The following is an 18158-nucleotide window of genomic DNA, read 5'->3' on the forward strand; positions in this document are numbered from 1 at the left end:
ACTACCAATTTATAGGATTTTTGTGCCCTGTATGAAACAATTATTTATTTGGTTTATCCGGTTTTACCGGATGTTTGTTTCACCGCTATTTCCCCCGACTTGTCGTTTTCAACCCACCTGTTCGATGTATACTATGCAAGCAATCGAACGATTCGGGGTTTTGCGTGGCTCTTGGCTGGGTATTCGACGTATTTGTCGCTGCCATCCATTTTATCCTGGTGGTTACGATCCAGTTCCGGAAAAGGAGGGGGAGAAAGCGGCTTAGTAGTGGCGATCGCGGAGAGTAGGTAATTACCAAGTTCCAATTCTTAACTGCTAGCTCTTCATTCAAAATCTAAAAACTAAAAACTAAAAATGCGACCATATCACAATATTGAAATCGTTGAATGTCGTGAAGCTTTAATACAGATTCCTCTCGAAGATTTTGCGGTAGAATCTCCTCACCCTTATGAGAAGTTAGGGGCACCTTACGGAGAACATTCTCCTTATTTTGTGCGCGAAACTATTGTTGATTATTTGATTGTTGCTCAAAGCTATCTCCAACAATTACGCCCAGATTGGCAAATTCAAATTTTTGATGCTTATCGCCCGGTAGCAGTACAGAAATTCATGGTTAATCATACTTTTTCTCAAGCAGTCAGAGAAAAAGGATTAACTGAATTGAGTTTGCAAGCAGCGCAAAAGCAAAGTATTTGGGAAGAGGTTTTTAAAATTTGGGCTGAACCTAGTCTTGATGAAAAAACACCTCCTCCTCACTCTACAGGTGGTGCGGTAGATGTAACTTTGGTTGATGAAATGGGGCAAGTTGTAGATATGGGTTCGCCAATTGACGAACTTTCCGAACGCTCGCTTCCGGATTACTACGCTCAAATTAAAGTTGAACTAGCTCCACGCTATCATGCCAATCGTTTGCTGTTAAAAGATGTAATGGAAAAAGCCGGATTTGCCCGCAATCCTAGAGAATGGTGGCATTTTTCATTTGGCGATCAAATGTGGGCTTGGTTAAAGAATGAAGAGAATGCAGATAATAGCTGTGTTGCTTGTTATGGAAGGTTGTTTTAGTTAGTTTTTAGTTGTAGGGGAGGCAAATTGGGGTGTTGCTGAATTGAGATATGAATTTATTATTACTGTTTAATAGCAGCCCCCTAAATCCCCCAAGTTTGGGGAACTTTAACATATATTTCTCCCCCAGAATTGGGGGTTGGGGGGCTGTTCATACTTTTAATCAGCAACGCCCAAATAGGGGTGTGAATTTTCTCACCCCTATTTGGGCGTTGTGTTGTCGCTAAGCGCAACGCTCCGCTAAATTTTACAATTATCAACTTTGCGACAAACGTTTGACTTCTTCACCGCCAAGCATTCTATCTACTTCTACAAGAATTTGAGGAATTTTGTCGGCATGGGGACTATTTTGCAGACATGATTTTAAGTTTAATTTATCAACTTCCGCCGCTTTGTTTCCGGGAAACCAATGTCCACCGCTTCCTAAAAGGTTGTAGCGCATTTTAGCGTATTCTGTCATATCGTAAGCAGTAGCTAAGTTCCACAACCACAAAGCCATTGGGATATTTACGTTACCGGGTGTTTCTTCGTGTTTGGGTAAGCCTACATGCCAGGTTTTTGCCCAATCTTCCCCTAAAGTAGCGATCGCCTCTTGTTCTAATTTATGCAAAATAGGGGGCAATATATCTTGCGCTTTATCTAATAAGTCTAGAGTTTTCAGGTGCTCGTCAAAATCTGCTGGTTTTGAAGCACCTAACGATAAAGTATGTACTTGTGGATGACTCAAACAAAATAAGTCATTAAATACCATCGGTGATAAAGGAGCGCAAAGTTCAACTAATTTTGCTGGCGGCTCGTAAAGTCTACCACCTTTATCGGAAGGGCTGATTATAAATACCCCCATATCGTGGTTTATAGCAGCTTCTATTGCAGCCCAATTACTTTGATTGATGTAATACCAATGCAAATTAATATAGTCAAATTGGTCGGTATTAATAGCTTCTACAAGAATATCTGTTGGTCCGTGAGTTGAAAAGCCAATAAATTTAATTTTACCTTGGTCTTGAAATTTTCTGGCAATATCCAAACAACCACCGGTACGAATCGTATTTTGCAAGGTTTCGGTATTGTTGATGCCATGAATACCTAATAAATCAATGTAATCTAAACGCAGATTTTTTAAAGATTGTTCTAGAGTCTTTTCAAATTCTTTTGCATCTGCCTTTGGAGCTACTTTTGTTTGTACAATTAATTTATCGCGAGGAAATTTAGGTAAAATTTTTCCTAATTGCACTTCAGAAGTACCGTATCCGCGAGCGGTTTCAATGTGGTTTATACCAATTTCTATAGATTTTTTAATTGTTGCTTCCAAATTTTCTTGGTTTTTTCTGGGAATTTCTTCTTCAGGTACATCTTTCCACTTGTACTGATATCGCATTCCACCACAAGAAAAAACGGGCATTTGTAATCCGGTGCGTCCAAATCGTCTGTAGAGCATTAGTGAAGTTAGAATTCAAGAATAAACTGTAGAATAAAGCTATTACAAAAGTTTATACAATTTAGTATAGATTGAGATTGACCTATTAGGGGCTGAAATTTTTCACATTCAAGACATCCTAGAGTAATGATAAATAAGTTTCTATAAAAATAACCCGTTTATTAAACAATATCTTCGTCAAAAAAAAATGGCTTTGCATAGTAAAGTTGTTGTCAAACACAACTAAAAAACAATGCAAAATTAACGCAATGTCTATGACTACACATTGGGAGCATCCCAATGCAGGAATAAATAGTTTATCCGACACCCTATAAGGGTGCAGCTACAAAAACAAAGCCCACCTGCGTGGGCTATGAGAGTTTCCAAGCTCACGTAGGTGGGCTTCGTAGTATTAAGCCCCAGGCTTATAGTCTGCGGGCTTTTTGCAAAATTGGGATGTTCCCGACACATTAGCTTGACTGCCGTATCCGAATAGAGCCGAATTTACCAAGCACTGCTAGCAACTAGTATTCTTTTTTATTGGTTTTATGGGAAAGAATGGGGAGAGGGGAGAAAAAGACTTCTGAATAATATTGTTACCTAATGTAATGCCGATATTTATGTTCTAATTGTTCTTCTAACAATCTACACCAGCATTATTGTTTTAATTACTTCCTTTACAGTAAAAGATTACCGATGAAAAAACCGTAGAGACGCAACGAAGGCAGAGGAATGATAGGTAAAGAGAGGTAGGTAATCTTAGAGCGGTTGGAGGAATCGCAACTCACTTAAAAAGTTGAACTAAGGCAGAAAAATTGAACTTGCTTAATTTTACCATCAGGCATAATTGCTCGATCCAAATTAGTATTTCTGAACTTTGTTCCTCGCAAGTTGGCTTCTTTTAAATTAGCTTGCGTTAAATTAGCCCAGGCTAAATCGGCATCAGTTAAATCAGCTTGATTTAAATTCGCTTCTAATAAATTTGCACCGCATAATTTTGCTTGTTCAAGATTGGCTTGGCACAAATTTGCCTCAATTAAAGATGCTTCCAATAATTCAGCTTTTCGTAAATCTGCTTTTTGTAAATTCGTATCGCACAATGAAGCCTCTTGGAAATTACTATGGCTGAGGTTTGCACCTACAAAAATTGCACCACATAAAGAAGCTTTGGCTAAATCAGCATTGCTTAAATCAACTTCTATTAAAGATGCTTCATGCATATGAGCTTCTCGCAAAGTAGCTTGATTTAAATTTGCCTTATCTAATTTTGCATTAGTCAAGATTGAGCCATTTAAATTAGCATTACGTAAATTTGCTGCTGTAAAGTTAACTCCAGTTAAATTAAGTTCGTTTAAATCTATTCCGGTTAAATCATATCCGCTAAAGTCTCTTTGCCCAAAACTATCAGTAATTTGACTTATTACAAATTCTTGTTCTTGGTTGCGACTGTTCATATTATTTTCCCCTGAGTGTAAAATTTTTCAAATCCTTATCCTCACAATTACTGTATTTCGAGGTTACACCCTAAAAGCGGATGATTCTATTAACCAAGTTTAAATTTTTTGCAAATAAACATTAAATATTCCGCAAATACTAGTTCTTAAAGACTTTGCCGTAAAACTATTGTCAAAGCATCTTGATATTTTCATCAAAATCTCATCAGAAAAGACATATAAATACACCAAGTCATAATATTATGACTTAGCAAAGTCTTATTTATAACTTGAATTAGTTAGGATTTTATAGGTAATTTCAATTAGAAGCTAATAATCAAAATATATTGATACTTTTAAACAAAATTATTCAAATAATAATAAAAGCTTAATGTTCGTTTAAATCACTCATGCAAATAGTTTTAAAATCATTTTTTTATAAATGTACTTAAATTCTCATAAATCTAACTATCTTCACCCCAAGTCTGTAATTGAAAATAAACTAATACAATTGTTATTGCTAATAATACGGTTGCTGCTGCCGCTGCATAACCAAAATCAAATTGACCGAAAGCTTCTTGATAAATATAGTAAACTAGCAAATTTGTAGAATTTAAAGGACCACCACCACTAATTACATAAACTTGCTCAAAGCTGCGTAAAGTAAAAATCACGGTGGTAATTGTCGTAAATATTAAAGTAGGGCGTAATCCCGGTAAAGTAACGAACCAAAATTGCTCCCAACTATTTGCACCATCAAGTTCTGCTGCTTCATAACGACTAACTGGAATAGCTTGCAAACCAGCTAGAAACACCACCATATTAAAACCAAGCTGCTTCCAAATACTGAGTAAAATTATTACTGGCATTGCCCAGGTAGTACTGCTTAACCAAGCAATAGACTCAATGCCGATACTATTTAAAAGTGCATTGACGGGACCTTCATTTTGAAATAACCAGCGAAATCCTAAGCCAGCAGCAACTAAAGAAATAATTGAAGGTAAAAAATAAGAAGTTCGTAAAAATCCCCGCAAAATTATATTTTGATTTAATAAGACTGCTAATAATAAAGGAATCGCAATACTGGGTATAACCGTAGCCACAGTGAAATAGGCGGTATTCCACATAACTTGTGAAAAATCGGGATTAAGTATTAAACGTAGATAATTTTTTAACCCTACCCAAGTCATACCGTCTTTAGTAAAACTACCATTAGTGAAACTGAGGTAGAACAAATAACCAATGGGACCTATTACGAAGACTCCTAGTAGAATAATTGCAGGGGCTAGAAAAAGCCAAGCTGCAAAGGTTTCATTGTCAAGTAACTGTTTGAACGAAGAGTTAGAAGTTTTGTTATTTTGCTGCATTAGATGCGGTGATGTTTAGTTTAAAGCTATTTTACCGAAATGCAGTAAACGATTATCGCAACAGTTCAATATATTCCCAATCCATAAAAGCTGGCTTTGTTTTCTTCAACTGAGGTTAAATCAATACTTAAGATAATTTTGAAAGGAACTAGATCAAAAAATCTTCAACCCTAACTCAACGCTTCAACTGTCTCACTGATATTTCTCAATACTATTCCTACGGATAACAATAAATGCGTGTTTGTGTATAGATGGTGACATTCATCGATAGAACAGTTAGGATGAGCCTGTTCCGCAAAATTACATGTAAACAAACGCTTTGCGATCAAAGTTTATGAAAAAAATCTGGACAATATCTCAAATCTTAAAAAATATTTCTAGTAAAAATATCTTTGTCGCCAACAAGCTAACTACTATTGGACTTTTGCTAGTTGTAGCAGCAATTTCCGGTTGCAACTCCTCTAGTAATGCTCAATCATCAGCATCGGAAAAATGGACGGGAGAATGGGAGTTAAAAGATCCAGGTGGTTCAGGGCAAAGTATGAAAATCATCTTGACTCCAGAAGGTAAAGCATATCTGATACCGCCAGAAGCAGCTTCTAGCGATAAAGTTGCTTACGATATACCACTTGAGAAAGTTTCTGAGACAACAAGTTTACCAGCAGGTACAAAAGTAGTTGCTTTAGCAGACATTGCCAAAAATCAAGCAAATAAAGCACGAGAGAGTGAGGGCAAAACTTATGTTGGTTCTATGAATCGCGGCAATCAAGCTTACTATTTAGAAAATAATAAGTTTGCCACAAAACTTGAAGAACTAAAACTAGGTATCAAGTCAGAAACAGAAAATTACGTTTATAAAGTTGTGCCTCAATCAAATGAAAGCAAAAGCGTAATGAATATTGCTAAAGCTAAAGGTGAAGGCTTGAATAGTTACGTTGGATTAGTATATTTAACAAAAATCAAAAGTGGTGAATATACTACTTTCGCAAAGCTGTGCGAAACGAGCCAAGCTTTATCCAGCACTCCTCAAATGCCAATAGTTCCGACTCAATCATCAGAAGAAATGAAATGTCCGTCTGGATTTAAACCTTTGAGTTAGATTTTTAGTTACGTAAATATTCTTTAAATCTACCATCTGTGAATAATTTATGCCGTTGACTAAATCAAGACTTACGCAATTGTCATAAGACTCACATGGTGCGTGACATCACAAGTCTTATTATTACGTTAAAGATTGATCTAAATGTGCCAGTTGCGGTCATTCCTAATAAGATAAAAAAAGGACACATTTACATGATGAATAAAGCATTAAAAACTATTATCTTATTGCTATTTTTAGCTGGTATTTCTGGGTGTAAATTATTTACTGGGGAAATAAAATCACGAGAATATGAAGGTAGATTCAGTATTGATTCTATGAATAGCGCTCAACAAGTTTATTTTTTAGAGAATAATAAATTTACAACACAATTAGATATCCAGACCGAAATACAAAATTATGATTTGAAAATTGTTCCTCAGCCACTTGAAACCAAAAGCATAATGCATATTGCTCAAGCAAAGCGTAAAGATATTAAAAGTTATTTAGGATTAGTATACTCAGTAAAAATAGACGGTGTTGATTTGACTATTGCTCAGGTTTGTGAAACCGCAACCAATGCCCCTTTAACTTCGACTCCGGAAATGCCTAAGTTAGCTGAAAGTGCAACTAAATCTGAAGATATTAAATGCCCGTCTGGTTTTCAATCTTTAAATAATACAAGCGAATCAAGATAATATTTTTCAATAATCATTTTATTAGTAAAAGGTATCCGATAGTACATACTAAGTGAAATCATAATAACGCTGGGGATTGCTTCTCACAGCGAACAATGAAAATATGAACTTAATTATGTTTACTCACTACCTGTTACCCGTTTTTTAATAACCATGATTTCCGTCTCCCCAAGTTTAATATCTCCCAATATCCCCACACATTCGCAGTCATCAAATAAACCTGTCAAATTGGGAATAATGGCTTCTGGTAGTGGTAGTAATTTTGAAGCAGTTGCCCAAGCTATTGAAAACGGACAATTAAATGCTGAAATTAAAGTTTTAATTTATAATAATCCCGATGCTTATGCGGCAGTAAGGGCAGATAAGAGAAATATCGCAGCCGTACTCATCAATCATCGCGACTACAAGCACCGGGAAGAATTAGATAAGCAAATCGTACAGACATTGTGCCAGCATGATGTGGAATGGGTGATTATGGCTGGCTGGATGCGTTTGGTAACTCAAGAACTAATCGATGCATTTCCCCAAAAAATTATTAATATTCATCCCAGCTTATTGCCTAGTTTTAAAGGAGTGAAGGCAATAGAACAAGCAATTAAAGCTCAAGTCAAAATAACTGGCTGTACCGTGCATTTAGTTTCCTTAGAAATGGATAGCGGTAAAATTCTTATGCAAGCAGCAGTAGCGGTATTGCCTGACGATACCCCCGATACCCTCCATACAAGAATTCAAATTCAGGAACATCGGATTTTACCAGCTGCGATCGCCTTGGCAGTGAACAGTGAACAGTGAACAGTGAGCAGTGAGCAGTGAACAGTGAGCAGTGAACAGTGAGCAGTGAATAGTTAGCAGTAGTTACAAAAACATTTGTAGTGGGAGCCGGAAAGCTCCCTTTTTTCATATTGAAATACTGCATCCCCAATTACCAATGCCCAATCCCCAATTCCCAATGCCCAATGCCCAATGCCCAATCCCCAATTTCTAATTTCTAATTTTCGATGCCCAATTAATAATTACGAATTAGAAATTACAAATTATCCTATTTTTCCTATAGGGGGGTACAATAAATGCCGATTGTCTTCCCATATATAGAAAATCTCATGATTTCGAGTAACGATTTTCGTACTGGTGTCTCGATTGTAATAGATGGTTCGGTATGGCGAGTGGTTGAATTTCTCCACGTAAAGCCCGGTAAAGGTTCTGCTTTTGTACGCACGAAACTGAAAAGTGTCACGACTGGTAATACTGTAGAAAGAACCTTCCGCGCTGGGGAAACTGTACCGCAAGCGACTTTAGAAAAAAGTACCATGCAACATACCTATAAAGAAGGCGATGATTTCGTCTTTATGGATATGGAAACTTATGAAGAAAGCCGTTTAACTTCTCAACAAATTGGCGATCGCGTTAAGTATCTTAATGAAGGTATGGAAGTCAACGTTGTTCGCTGGAACGACCAAGTGCTAGAGGTAGAATTGCCTAATGCTGTGACATTAGAAGTTGTAGAAACCGATCCAGGTGTCAAAGGTGATACTGCTACGGGTGGTACAAAACCCGCAAAATTAGAAAGCGGAGCGAGCGTAATGGTTCCTCTATTTATTGCTCAAGGGGAGCGTATTCGTATTGATACCCGCGACGATAAATATCTAGGTAGGGAAACTGGAAGTTAAATTTCTGCTTCAAAAAACGCTAATAGTCATCTTACTGCGGAGGGATATCTATCCCTACCGTTTTAAGAAATTCTAATATATCGATTGATTATCTATAAACTAATTCCATGAGGACATTTTAGCTGTGTCATTAGACTTTAACGAAATCCGCCAACTTTTAGCAACTATTGCACAAACAGATATTTCAGAAGTAAACCTTAAAAGCGAAAATTTTGAATTAACGGTACGTAAGGGTGTCAATTTTGTTAATCAGGTTGCGCCAGAAATCGTTAGCCTACCTTCATCAACCGTTAGTAATGCATCTGCGGATATTTCGTTAACAGCAGAAAATGTTAATCGCGGTGCTTCGGATAGTGGAAATGGAGGACAGGGAAACGCCGCTACAGCAAAGGACTCAAAATTTGTAGAAATTTATTCGCCGATGGTTGGAACCTTTTATCGCGCCCCCGCACCAGGTGAATCGCCATTTGTAGAAGTAGGCGATCGCATTCGCAAAAGCGATACGGTGTGCATCATTGAAGCGATGAAGCTGATGAATGAGATCGAAGCAGAACTATCCGGTCAAGTGATGGAAATTTTAGTAGAAAATGGTTCTTCTGTAGAATATGGTCAAGCTTTAATGCGAATTAACCCCGATTAAGTATTAATCTATATAACGAATGTGTCATTGTTAAAAAAGTTAGTTCCATTCGTCGCGGGTCAATTCTGATGAAACAAATGTTGCCTGTACCCACAGAAGCGGTGCAACAAGTAGCTGAATACTTCGGTCTGTTAAGTGAACCGATGCGTCTCCGGTTGTTGCATCTGCTTCGAGAAGAAGAAAAATGCGTGCAAGAATTGGTGGAGGCAACCCATACTTCTCAGGCAAATGTATCAAAACACCTCAAGGTAATGTGGCAAGCGGGAATTCTCAGTCGCCGCAGTGAGGGAACTTGTGCTTACTACCGAGTTGAAGATCATATGATTTTTGAGTTGTGTAACCGAGTTTGCGATCGTCTTGCGACTAGGTTAGAACAACAAGCCCGTAGCTTTCGGGTTTTGAATGAAAGATGATTTGATTTCATAGTTTACCGGCGCAGGATTTTGAATTTTGCATTTGAGTAAATTTTTGCTCCTATTTTTTCTTCTGTTTCCTATTCTGGGTTCCCTATATTGCTTTGAATTTGATTAATGCTCAAAAACAGCCCCCCTTAAATCAATAAGGGGGGACAAAAAAAGCCAAATATTTCGAATATTTACTGAATTTTGGAGATTTTTTGTCTCTTTGAACAGTTTAATAAATCGTAATTGCTGTGAATTAAAGCTCAAAGTTTTTGGTGAAATTTTCGCGAGTTAAGGGCTGCTCTAACTCCAAACCTTCTCCACCAAGAACTTCGATTTGTTCGCCGTTTAATTCTAGGTAAACTTTTGCTTTTGGATTCAAAGCTGTAGCCGTGTAGACAATTTGCCCTACTCGTCCAATCATGGAAGCGCTTCCACCACCAAATTGAAAATCATCCGATAAATTAATTCTTACTTCGTTTCCATCAGCTTTAATACCTAGTAATTTGGTTCCTGCAGGTATAGCAGAAGAACCAGTTCCTTCTGTAGGACCAGCTAATAAGGTGTTAAAAGCAGCTTCTAAGAACTTTGAAGGATTATTAACATCTGCTTCAACTTGAACGCCTTGAGGAACTAAATTAAAGCTTGTGCCGCTCGATTCAAGCCAATAAACAGTAGCCGTTTTATCGTTAGTGGCTGATGGCGTTCCCGAGCCTGCTGGATTTGGTGAAGTAGTTACATTTGGATTTGGTGGATTGACATCACCGGCGTTATTAAAAGCAAAATAACCCGTGATACCAGCAACTGCAACAGCGGCAGTCGCAACTGTTGCTACAACACCAGAGGAGATACGATTAGTTTTTCTTTGCTCTGTCATCTGACACCTTCGCTTATGGGCTGAGATAGTACCTGAACCTGTGTGAGGGGCTTGGTAGATAACGCTGATGGGGAAAGGGGATTTTCCACAAAGGGGGAGGACGGTTTTATTTGTACAAAAGCCGCAATTTTTAATTCGGACGGTCTTATATTAAATTTTAGAATTCGTATTAAAAGTCCGTCACCTTCCAAGTTACGTAAATCTAGTCTTTGATTAAGGTTTTCTACAATTCCTTCAACGAATTGTGACGCAACTTGTTCCTCATTTACAGTTACCACTGTTTCAATTAACTGGATTTGTCTACCTTTTTTTATTTTGAGTCCCGCCTCTACCTTTATTAACAAAGGTTTTTTGTCTTCTTCCGAACGTAATTCAACTTGAAAAAATAACTTATTATTATCTAAAACGTTAAATTGCGGATTCGCAAACTTATATACAGCATCATCATCAATATTTATGTAATCTTTTGAATCTAGCTTTAGTTTAGGTAATAAAGCTAATATATCAGGCGATTGTAATAGTTTATTTATATCTGCTGGAGTAAAAATTAACCTAATACCGGCTTGTAGAGGTTGCTGTAATTTGAGTTTTCCTTTTTGAATACTATTTGGTGAAAAAGCGATATCATCAGTTTCTAATTCCAAAGCATCAATCCGAAAATTGTACTGTTTTAACTTGAAACCGCGTCCGGCAATTCTAATTTTTTTAATGTTTCCCTGTAATAATTGATGAGTAGGTGAGTGTTCTACACGTACTCGTAATTTTTCTACGTCATTAAATTGAGAACGAATCGCATTTTCTGCAACTTTGTCTACGACAACCCCAGTAGGAGAAATAAACCCTAGCAAACCCGACAGCAAAAAGGAAATAAATTCCATGTTTATTATCAAAGATAATTTATAAAACTTTATACTTATATACTCGTAGAGTGCGTTGCGCTCCTCGACAACGCACCATCCAAATATTTCAGATTGATTGCTAATTTCTTAGGATTTTCAATCCTTAGTCAAGCGAAGTATAAAACTCATAATTCATCTTTTATCTTTTGCTTTAAAGTAGATACAACTTCGTCGATGGCAATTTCGTAAGCATCGCTACTTTTTCGTTCAACAACTTCAACTTTACCGTTGGTAATTGCCCTTCCCGTAACAATACGATAAGGAATACCGATTAAATCGGCATCTTTGAATTTAGCTCCTGCACGTTCGGTTCTATCGTCAAGAAGGGTTTCAATACCTACTTGGTTTAGTTCCGCGTAAAGTTTTTCGGCAACTTCTACTTGTTTTTCATCCTTAATATTAGGAATAGTCACAATTGCATGATAAGGGGCAATGGCAACGGGCCAAATAATTCCATCTTTGTCGTAAGATTGTTCTACAGCAGCTTGAGCCATTCGCGAAACACCCACACCATAACAACCCATTACCAAGGCTTCGTCTTTACCTTGTTCGGTTGTATAAGTTGCTCCCATCGCTTTGGAATATTTGTTACCTAATTGGAAAATATGTCCGACCTCTATACCCCTAGCAGATTTGAGAGTTTGGGCTGGATCGTGAACCGAGCGATCGCCAATTTTTGCCGTGCGTATATCTACGACTAAGTCCGGTAGTTTAAATTGCTCTCCCCAGTTTGCGCCCACTACGTGATAACCTGATTCGTCCGCACCAGTGACAAAGTTCTTTAAATCGACTGCGGTTTTATCTACAAAGCGTAAAAACTTGGGATTAACTTCCTTGGACGATTTAATATAGTCGTCAGCAATATCTGGCGCAATATAACCCAAAGGTAAAGATTTCGCCGCCCATTTTTCCTGTGCTTCCGGGTTGGGTACTTCTAAAGCAAGAATAGTATTTGCATCATAAGTAGAAGCCAATTTAGTTAATTCGTTATATAACTTAACTTCGTTAACATCTTGATCGCCTCGGATATTAACCAAAACTAATACAGTGGTACCGTTGTCATAAACAGCTTGATAAAGAACGTTTTTGACAACTTGGGTAGGAGAACATTCAAGAGTTTTGCAAAGCTTCTCAATTGTCTCTGTTTTGGGGGTTTCAACCTTTTCGTAAGTAGTAAACTTGGAAGCTTCTGCATCGGGAGGTGAAGAAACAGCTTTTTCTACATTTGCAGCGTATTTTCCATCTTCGGTATAGAGAACTTCATCTTCTCCAGCTTCCGCTAAAACCATAAATTCCGTCGAACCAGAACCGCCAATGGCACCAGAATCCGCTTCAACAGCGCGAAATTCCAAGCCACAACGACGAAGCATATTGCTATAAGCTTGATACATATCTTGATAAGTTTTTTTCAAGCTTTCTTCATCCGCGTGGAAAGAATAACCGTCCTTCATAATAAATTCTCTACCGCGCATTAAACCGAAGCGGGGACGAATTTCATCGCGGAATTTAGTTTGAATTTGATAAAGATGTACCGGTAGCTGGCGGTAAGAGCGAATCGTATCCCGTGCGACAGTAGTAATTACTTCTTCGTGGGTGGGACCAAGTGCCAAATTTTGCTCGCGGCGATCGGTAAGAGAAAACATAATACCTTCAGCTTTAGTATAAGTATCCCAACGTCCCGATTCCTTCCATAAATCCGCAGGTTGCAGCTGAGGTAAAAGACATTCCATTGCCCCGGTTGCGTTCATTTCCTCGCGAACAACCTGGCTTACCTTTTGCAAAACCCGCCACATCAAAGGAAGATAAGCATATACACCGCTACCGATGCGACGAATGTAACCAGCACGAACCAATAACTTATGACTGGGGATTTCAGCATCGGCTGGATCGTCTCTAAGAGTAACAAATAACATTTTTGATAATCGCATCTTTTCTCCTCTTTGCAGATTGGATAATTTTTATTTCATACACTCAGGAAATATACTCAGGAAATGACTTTTTTGTAAACCTAAAGTGTAAACTTGATTTTCCATATAAACTGGATGGGCAGGATGCCTATCTTACAAGAGTTTTAGATTCTAAATATTTTTATTTTTTTACAGATTACCGTTTCGCTAGTCAATATTAATGACAAACTCAGAAAACCAGATAAATAGTTTACCGTTTGCTGGTAATTGGAAACTGTTCGTTCGCTGTTTAAGGAGAAAATAACTTTGTCCCTCGCTATTCATCAAGCTCAAGCACCTCTGGAATTTATTCCACCAGAATTTAACCCATCCGTATTACGAATTACCCAGCTATTGTTACCAGCGTGGATACGTTCGCAAACCATTATTAGTCAAATTGAAGCAGAAAATGTCAAAACTTTAGTAAAATTAGTCAACGAATTTCAGCAAAAAAAGATTCGTTTTCTCTTAGCATTCCGTCATCCACAAGTGGAAGACCCTTTTTCACTAGGTTATTTGTTTTCCCATATAGTACCGAAAGTAGCAAGACAAGAAGGAATTAAATTAAATTATCCAGTTCACGCTCATTTTATGTACGATAGAGGAATTCCTTTGTGGGCGGGTTCTCACGTTGGTTGGTATTTATCGCGTATGGGTGGTACACCGATACAGCGAGGTAAAGCAGATTGGACTGGATTAAAGTCGGCTCGGAATTTATTTGCAGAAGGGAATTTTCCCATAGGTGCTGCACCGGAAGGAGCGACAAATGGACTTTCCGAAATTATCAGTCCTTTAGAACCAGGAATAGCGCAACTAGGCTTTTGGTGTGCTGAAGATTTACAAAAAGCCGGACGCAGCGAACAAGTTTTTATTTTACCAGTAGGAATTAAATACAGTTATGTAAGTCCACCTTGGGAATCAATAGACAAGTTATTAAGTGAATTAGAAGAAGCCAGTGGTTTACCCGTAGATGAAAGTGGTTTTGATACAGCTTTACCGCAAGAAAGCCTTTATCCAAGATTAATTCGTTTGGCAGAAAATTTATTAACTGTCATGGAAGATTTTTACAAGCGTTTTTACCATCATTCATCAGAAGTGAAAACTACAGAAATCGAAACAAGCGACGGCAATGAAGCTATAGCCACACGTTTGAAAGCTTTATTAAACACTGCTTTAAAAGTATCCGAAGAATATTTTGATTTGCTGCCCAAAGGTAACTTCAACGACCGCTGCCGACGAGTAGAACAAGCTGGTTGGAACTATATTTTTCGAGAAGATTTGAAAGATAATAAATCATTATCAATTATCGAAAAAAGATTGGCAGATAGAGTTGCAGAAGAGGCTAATTTACGAATGTGGCATATGCGTTTAGTAGAAAGCTTTGTCGCGGTGACAGGTAAATATGTCAGGGAAAAACCTACAGCAGAAAGATTTGCTGAAACTACTTTAATTTTATGGGATGTGGTAGCTCGAATTAAAGGTGGTAATCCTTTTAAACGTCCAAAATTGGGTAAACAAAAAGCAAAACTTACTATTGGAGAACCGCTTTCTATTTCTGATAAATTTGAGGATTATAAAAAGAATCGTAAAGCAGCAAGAATTGCGGTTGGAGATTTTACTAATGATTTACAAAAGGCGATGGAAGGGTTGATTTGAGGGGATTTGATTTAAACGCAAAGGGGCGCGGAGTTTGACGCAGAGGTACGCGGAGGAATTTATTGAGGAAATACTTGAGATAAATTTAATATTAATTTTGGAAAACAAGGTAGGTTAACAGTTTCGTTGGGAAGATAAATAACTTTTCGACGATAGCCAAATTTACCTTGTGAATCTTGGAAAGGTTCGTTGTAAGTTTCTAAACAGTTTTCAATTAAATTAAATATCCAATAATATAAAATACCGGCTTCAGCGTAAAGTCGTAATTTATTATCTTGGTCGTATTTTATAGAATAATCAGCGATTTCAATCAAAAGCAATACATCTTGTGGAGTAGGATGAGCATTTAAGTAATCATCATCTTTATTATTCAGAATCGCGACATCAGGTTCGGGTTCGCTATTAGGAGGTATGATAATTGGATCTTGGTTTTGTAAAGTTGCTCGATTGCCAATTAATTTTGATAATTCTCTTATCAATCTTCTATTAACAGTTGAATGAAGCGTACCCTTTGCTGCCATCGGAATAATTTCTCCCCTAATTAGCTCAACTCGCTCATCTTCTTGAAAAAATCCGAGTTCTGCTAAACGGTTGTATTCATTTATAGTAAATCGTTTAGCTGTAATTATGGTCATAGCTTTTAGAGGTGGGATTATATTTAGATTTTAAACAGAATTTCTTAATCACTGACAAAGTAGTAATTTTGAACAAATTTTATTTTATAGTATATTTGTTCTTGTAGAGTTTGAATCATGATATGCCCTATTTCAAACTTCCTAATCAAAGAAAGTACGAATACGAACCAGCTATTGGAGAATTGAAATTCACTCGCGAAAATCTTAATACAGATTCACGTCAAATTTTTGATGTACTGCGCGAAATAGGCGTAAAAACCGTTTATTGCCGATACAACGGTGGACATGATGAGGGATTCGCTGATTTTACCGGGGCAAAAGTTGAAGATAGGATTGTAGAATTTGAAGAACTGAAGTCATTACTTGCAGAAACTTCTCTGGTTAGCGAAGCCTCTATAGACTTGAGTCGTTACTATGGTGACTACAACAGATACCCAGAAGTATCGCCACGGCAGCGAGTTGTATTTTGTTTGGATGTATTTGCTTGTGCTTTAGCAACTCATTTACTCGGTAGCGGTTATGTCAAAAGCTAATCCAAAACAATAACTATATTAATGATGTAGAGACGTAGCATTGCTACGTCTCCAACAATGTGAAATCATCAGGCTATATTTTTATTCAACAGCCTCTATTATTCAAACCAAAGCATAGCGAGCTGCCAAGGTATCAGTTTCAAGAGAATATTTCTTAAAAAACTGATCCACAACCGGCTCAATTTCTGGTTTAGCTGCTGCAACAAATCGCTGCACCATAGAAGCAATGGAACAAACAACTATTAAATGAATAAGTTCTTCAGGCTGATATTGTTTAATTGCAGCTTCTACAAATCGTAGTGGTGTTGTTAATGGAGTCTGAGCCGAAACTAGCGCAAATTGAAGCGCGGCTTTTTCTTTATCGTTAAACAATTTGCTGGTATCTCCTCGATTTGTTGCAGCTAAATAGCATTGACGAACTCTTTCAACTGCAAGCTCTTTATCGGTAGCAGTATGATAAGCAAAATACCCTTCAGCTGCTGCTAGATAGTCATGATTTTTTGCTATCGCTGAAACTCTCGCCATCAGATGCTTAAGCTCTGTTGGAATTAAACTATGGTAACGCTCGTTCATCAGTTCAGCATACATATAAGCGTGACGCTTCTGGGATAGCTGCGACCATTTTTGAATCCAAGCCGGAAAAAATCTGAATTCTTTCTCAACATAGGTATTGAGGTCGCCAACTGCTGCATTATACTTAGCATGTATCTCTTCAATAGATGGACCTTTCTGCGGTATTTCGTAGTCGAGATTGGACGGATTAGAATCTTGTATACTATGTCTTCCCCCTTGAATATCAACTCGTTCACCTACTTGACGCGCTAAATCTCCTTCTATTTCCAATCCAGTCAGATCGTTAAAAACATTCAGAAAGCCAAAGGAAGCTGCAAAAACTAATGTCGCTTCAATACAAGCATCGGCATCTACTTCTTGTAAAACATTTGAACCTAGAGTCCGGATATTTTCCAGAGCAATCTCTTCAACTTGATTTAGTGTTAAATCACCTGCAAGCTTTGCTAGTGCCATTTCAAACTCATTAAGTGGATTGTTTTCTATTGATTCTCCTTGAATATCTTTGTTGCTTTCTTCCGTCATATCCCGATCGTGTTCATCGTTTTTTGATATACCTATACTATGTACTTGACAATAAGTGCAACCGTGTGATTTTGACGTAGAATAACCAATAGCACTTAAATTCTTCATACCCAGTACTTGCTTGATATATCCAGTTGCCCAGATGAGGTGACAGTAGTAAAAAAGCTTGTAAGCCTCAATCCAGTTGTGTAGATAAACAAAGGTGTTCGGTAAAAATCCGAATAATTCTTTGTAAAAATGTAATACTGGTAAAATTTCTTCGTCTTTATCGCGGCTAACATCGCTTTGCGGAATATACTCGCATAAAGCAACATCCTTCGCACCTTCATTTAATTCTGCATCTGAAATTTGATCTAGCAATAATTCATCTGTTTTGATTTCTAATAGTTTTGTTAATCTTCCTGATTTTTCCAGCTTTTCTAAATCTTGTGCGCCGTTGATATGATAATTACCGATAAAAATCTGCGGTACTGTTGCTGCTCCACTTAAATAAACAGATGCATCTGCATTCCGCTGATTGGCTGTGACATCATATTCTTGAAAGTCTATATTCAGTCTTTTGAAAACCGCTTTTGCTTTAACGCAATAGTTACAGTTAGGTTTGCTGAATAAAGTAACTTGATGTGTCATTTTAGTTCCCTTTGAATTTGGTAATAAGTTTTGTATTTATATATAAGAAAAGAGAAAGAATAAAAATCATAAAATTGATGGAAATTATTCTTTTTACTCTTTCTCTAACTTCTGCAAGAAGTAG

At 37.4% G+C, this 18158-nt stretch carries 18 protein-coding genes; 10 read left to right on the forward strand and 8 right to left on the reverse strand.

Annotated elements, in window-relative coordinates; genetic code table 11:
- Positions 1–31 precede the first annotated feature (31 nt).
- Positions 32–265, forward strand: coding sequence for a membrane protein insertion efficiency factor YidD (yidD, locus tag RIV7116_RS31245; RefSeq protein ID WP_015122341.1), 234 nt, complete (start codon positions 32–34; stop codon positions 263–265).
- 89 nt (positions 266–354) lie between these two features.
- Positions 355–1062: a M15 family metallopeptidase gene (locus RIV7116_RS31250; protein WP_015122342.1), complete on the forward strand. Its 708-nt coding sequence runs from the start codon at positions 355–357 to the stop codon at positions 1060–1062.
- 256 nt (positions 1063–1318) lie between these two features.
- On the opposite strand, the gene RIV7116_RS31255 is transcribed toward RIV7116_RS31250, so the two are convergent.
- The 3 genes from RIV7116_RS31255 to RIV7116_RS31265 form a co-directional block, all read right to left on the reverse strand.
- On the reverse strand, positions 1319–2500 hold the full coding sequence (locus RIV7116_RS31255) for an aldo/keto reductase (RefSeq protein WP_015122343.1): 1182 nt from the start codon (positions 2498–2500) through the stop codon (positions 1319–1321).
- Between the two features lie 767 nt (positions 2501–3267).
- On the reverse strand, positions 3268–3933 hold the full coding sequence (locus tag RIV7116_RS31260; RefSeq protein ID WP_015122344.1) for a pentapeptide repeat-containing protein: 666 nt from the start codon (positions 3931–3933) through the stop codon (positions 3268–3270).
- 443 nt (positions 3934–4376) lie between these two features.
- Positions 4377–5279, reverse strand: a complete 903-nt coding sequence (locus tag RIV7116_RS31265; RefSeq protein ID WP_015122345.1) for a carbohydrate ABC transporter permease — start codon at positions 5277–5279, stop codon at positions 4377–4379.
- Positions 5280–5613: 334 nt separating this feature from the next.
- Here RIV7116_RS31265 and RIV7116_RS34360 point away from each other — a divergent pair, with 334 nt between their 5' ends.
- The 6 genes from RIV7116_RS34360 (at position 5614) to RIV7116_RS31295 (ending at position 9775) form a co-directional block, all read left to right on the forward strand.
- Positions 5614–6378 (forward strand): type IV pilin-like G/H family protein, encoded by a 765-nt coding sequence (locus tag RIV7116_RS34360; RefSeq protein ID WP_015122346.1) that lies wholly within the window; start codon positions 5614–5616, stop codon positions 6376–6378.
- A gap of 95 nt (positions 6379–6473) precedes the next feature.
- Entirely contained in the window at positions 6474–7055 is a 582-nt protein-coding gene (locus RIV7116_RS31275) for a type IV pilin-like G/H family protein (protein ID WP_015122347.1), read from the forward strand.
- A 153-nt stretch (positions 7056–7208) separates the two neighbouring features.
- Positions 7209–7847, forward strand: coding sequence for a phosphoribosylglycinamide formyltransferase (gene purN / locus RIV7116_RS31280; protein WP_015122348.1), 639 nt, complete (start codon positions 7209–7211; stop codon positions 7845–7847).
- A 308-nt stretch (positions 7848–8155) separates the two neighbouring features.
- Positions 8156–8722 carry an elongation factor P gene (gene efp, locus RIV7116_RS31285; RefSeq protein WP_044292569.1) on the forward strand — a complete coding sequence of 189 codons (567 nt, stop codon included), beginning with the start codon at positions 8156–8158 and terminating at the stop codon, positions 8720–8722.
- 124 nt (positions 8723–8846) lie between these two features.
- Entirely contained in the window at positions 8847–9362 is a 516-nt protein-coding gene (gene accB / locus RIV7116_RS31290) for an acetyl-CoA carboxylase biotin carboxyl carrier protein (protein ID WP_015122350.1), read from the forward strand.
- A gap of 68 nt (positions 9363–9430) precedes the next feature.
- The gene (locus RIV7116_RS31295) at positions 9431–9775 is read left to right on the forward strand and encodes a metalloregulator ArsR/SmtB family transcription factor (RefSeq protein ID WP_015122351.1); all 345 of its coding nucleotides are present in this window, start codon (positions 9431–9433) and stop codon (positions 9773–9775) included.
- Between the two features lie 244 nt (positions 9776–10019).
- On the opposite strand, the gene RIV7116_RS31300 is transcribed toward RIV7116_RS31295, so the two are convergent.
- The 3 genes from RIV7116_RS31300 to proS all read right to left on the reverse strand — a co-directional run bounded on the left by RIV7116_RS31300 (position 10020) and on the right by proS (position 13467).
- On the reverse strand, positions 10020–10640 hold the full coding sequence (locus tag RIV7116_RS31300; protein WP_015122352.1) for a GerMN domain-containing protein: 621 nt from the start codon (positions 10638–10640) through the stop codon (positions 10020–10022).
- The gene (locus RIV7116_RS31305) at positions 10637–11518 is read right to left on the reverse strand and encodes a DUF2993 domain-containing protein (RefSeq protein ID WP_015122353.1); all 882 of its coding nucleotides are present in this window, start codon (positions 11516–11518) and stop codon (positions 10637–10639) included. The genes RIV7116_RS31300 and RIV7116_RS31305 overlap by 4 nt, the downstream gene beginning before the upstream one ends.
- 146 nt (positions 11519–11664) lie before the next feature.
- Positions 11665–13467 carry a proline--tRNA ligase gene (gene proS / locus RIV7116_RS31310; RefSeq protein WP_015122354.1) on the reverse strand — a complete coding sequence of 601 codons (1803 nt, stop codon included), beginning with the start codon at positions 13465–13467 and terminating at the stop codon, positions 11665–11667.
- Between the two features lie 285 nt (positions 13468–13752).
- Here proS and RIV7116_RS31315 point away from each other — a divergent pair, with 285 nt between their 5' ends.
- Positions 13753–15141: a hypothetical protein gene (locus RIV7116_RS31315; protein ID WP_015122355.1), complete on the forward strand. Its 1389-nt coding sequence runs from the start codon at positions 13753–13755 to the stop codon at positions 15139–15141.
- Between the two features lie 59 nt (positions 15142–15200).
- On the opposite strand, the gene RIV7116_RS31320 is transcribed toward RIV7116_RS31315, so the two are convergent.
- Positions 15201–15776: a Uma2 family endonuclease gene (locus tag RIV7116_RS31320; protein ID WP_015122356.1), complete on the reverse strand. Its 576-nt coding sequence runs from the start codon at positions 15774–15776 to the stop codon at positions 15201–15203.
- Between the two features lie 122 nt (positions 15777–15898).
- Between RIV7116_RS31320 and RIV7116_RS31325 the strand changes: the two genes are divergently transcribed.
- On the forward strand, positions 15899–16309 hold the full coding sequence (locus tag RIV7116_RS31325) for a hypothetical protein (RefSeq protein ID WP_015122357.1): 411 nt from the start codon (positions 15899–15901) through the stop codon (positions 16307–16309).
- A 102-nt stretch (positions 16310–16411) separates the two neighbouring features.
- On the opposite strand, the gene RIV7116_RS31330 is transcribed toward RIV7116_RS31325, so the two are convergent.
- Positions 16412–18034, reverse strand: coding sequence for a glutaredoxin domain-containing protein (locus tag RIV7116_RS31330; protein WP_015122358.1), 1623 nt, complete (start codon positions 18032–18034; stop codon positions 16412–16414).
- Positions 18035–18158: the final 124 nt, after the last annotated feature.

This window comes from Rivularia sp. PCC 7116 (assembly GCF_000316665.1).
In the GTDB taxonomy this organism is placed as follows: Bacteria; Cyanobacteriota; Cyanobacteriia; order Cyanobacteriales; family Nostocaceae; genus Rivularia.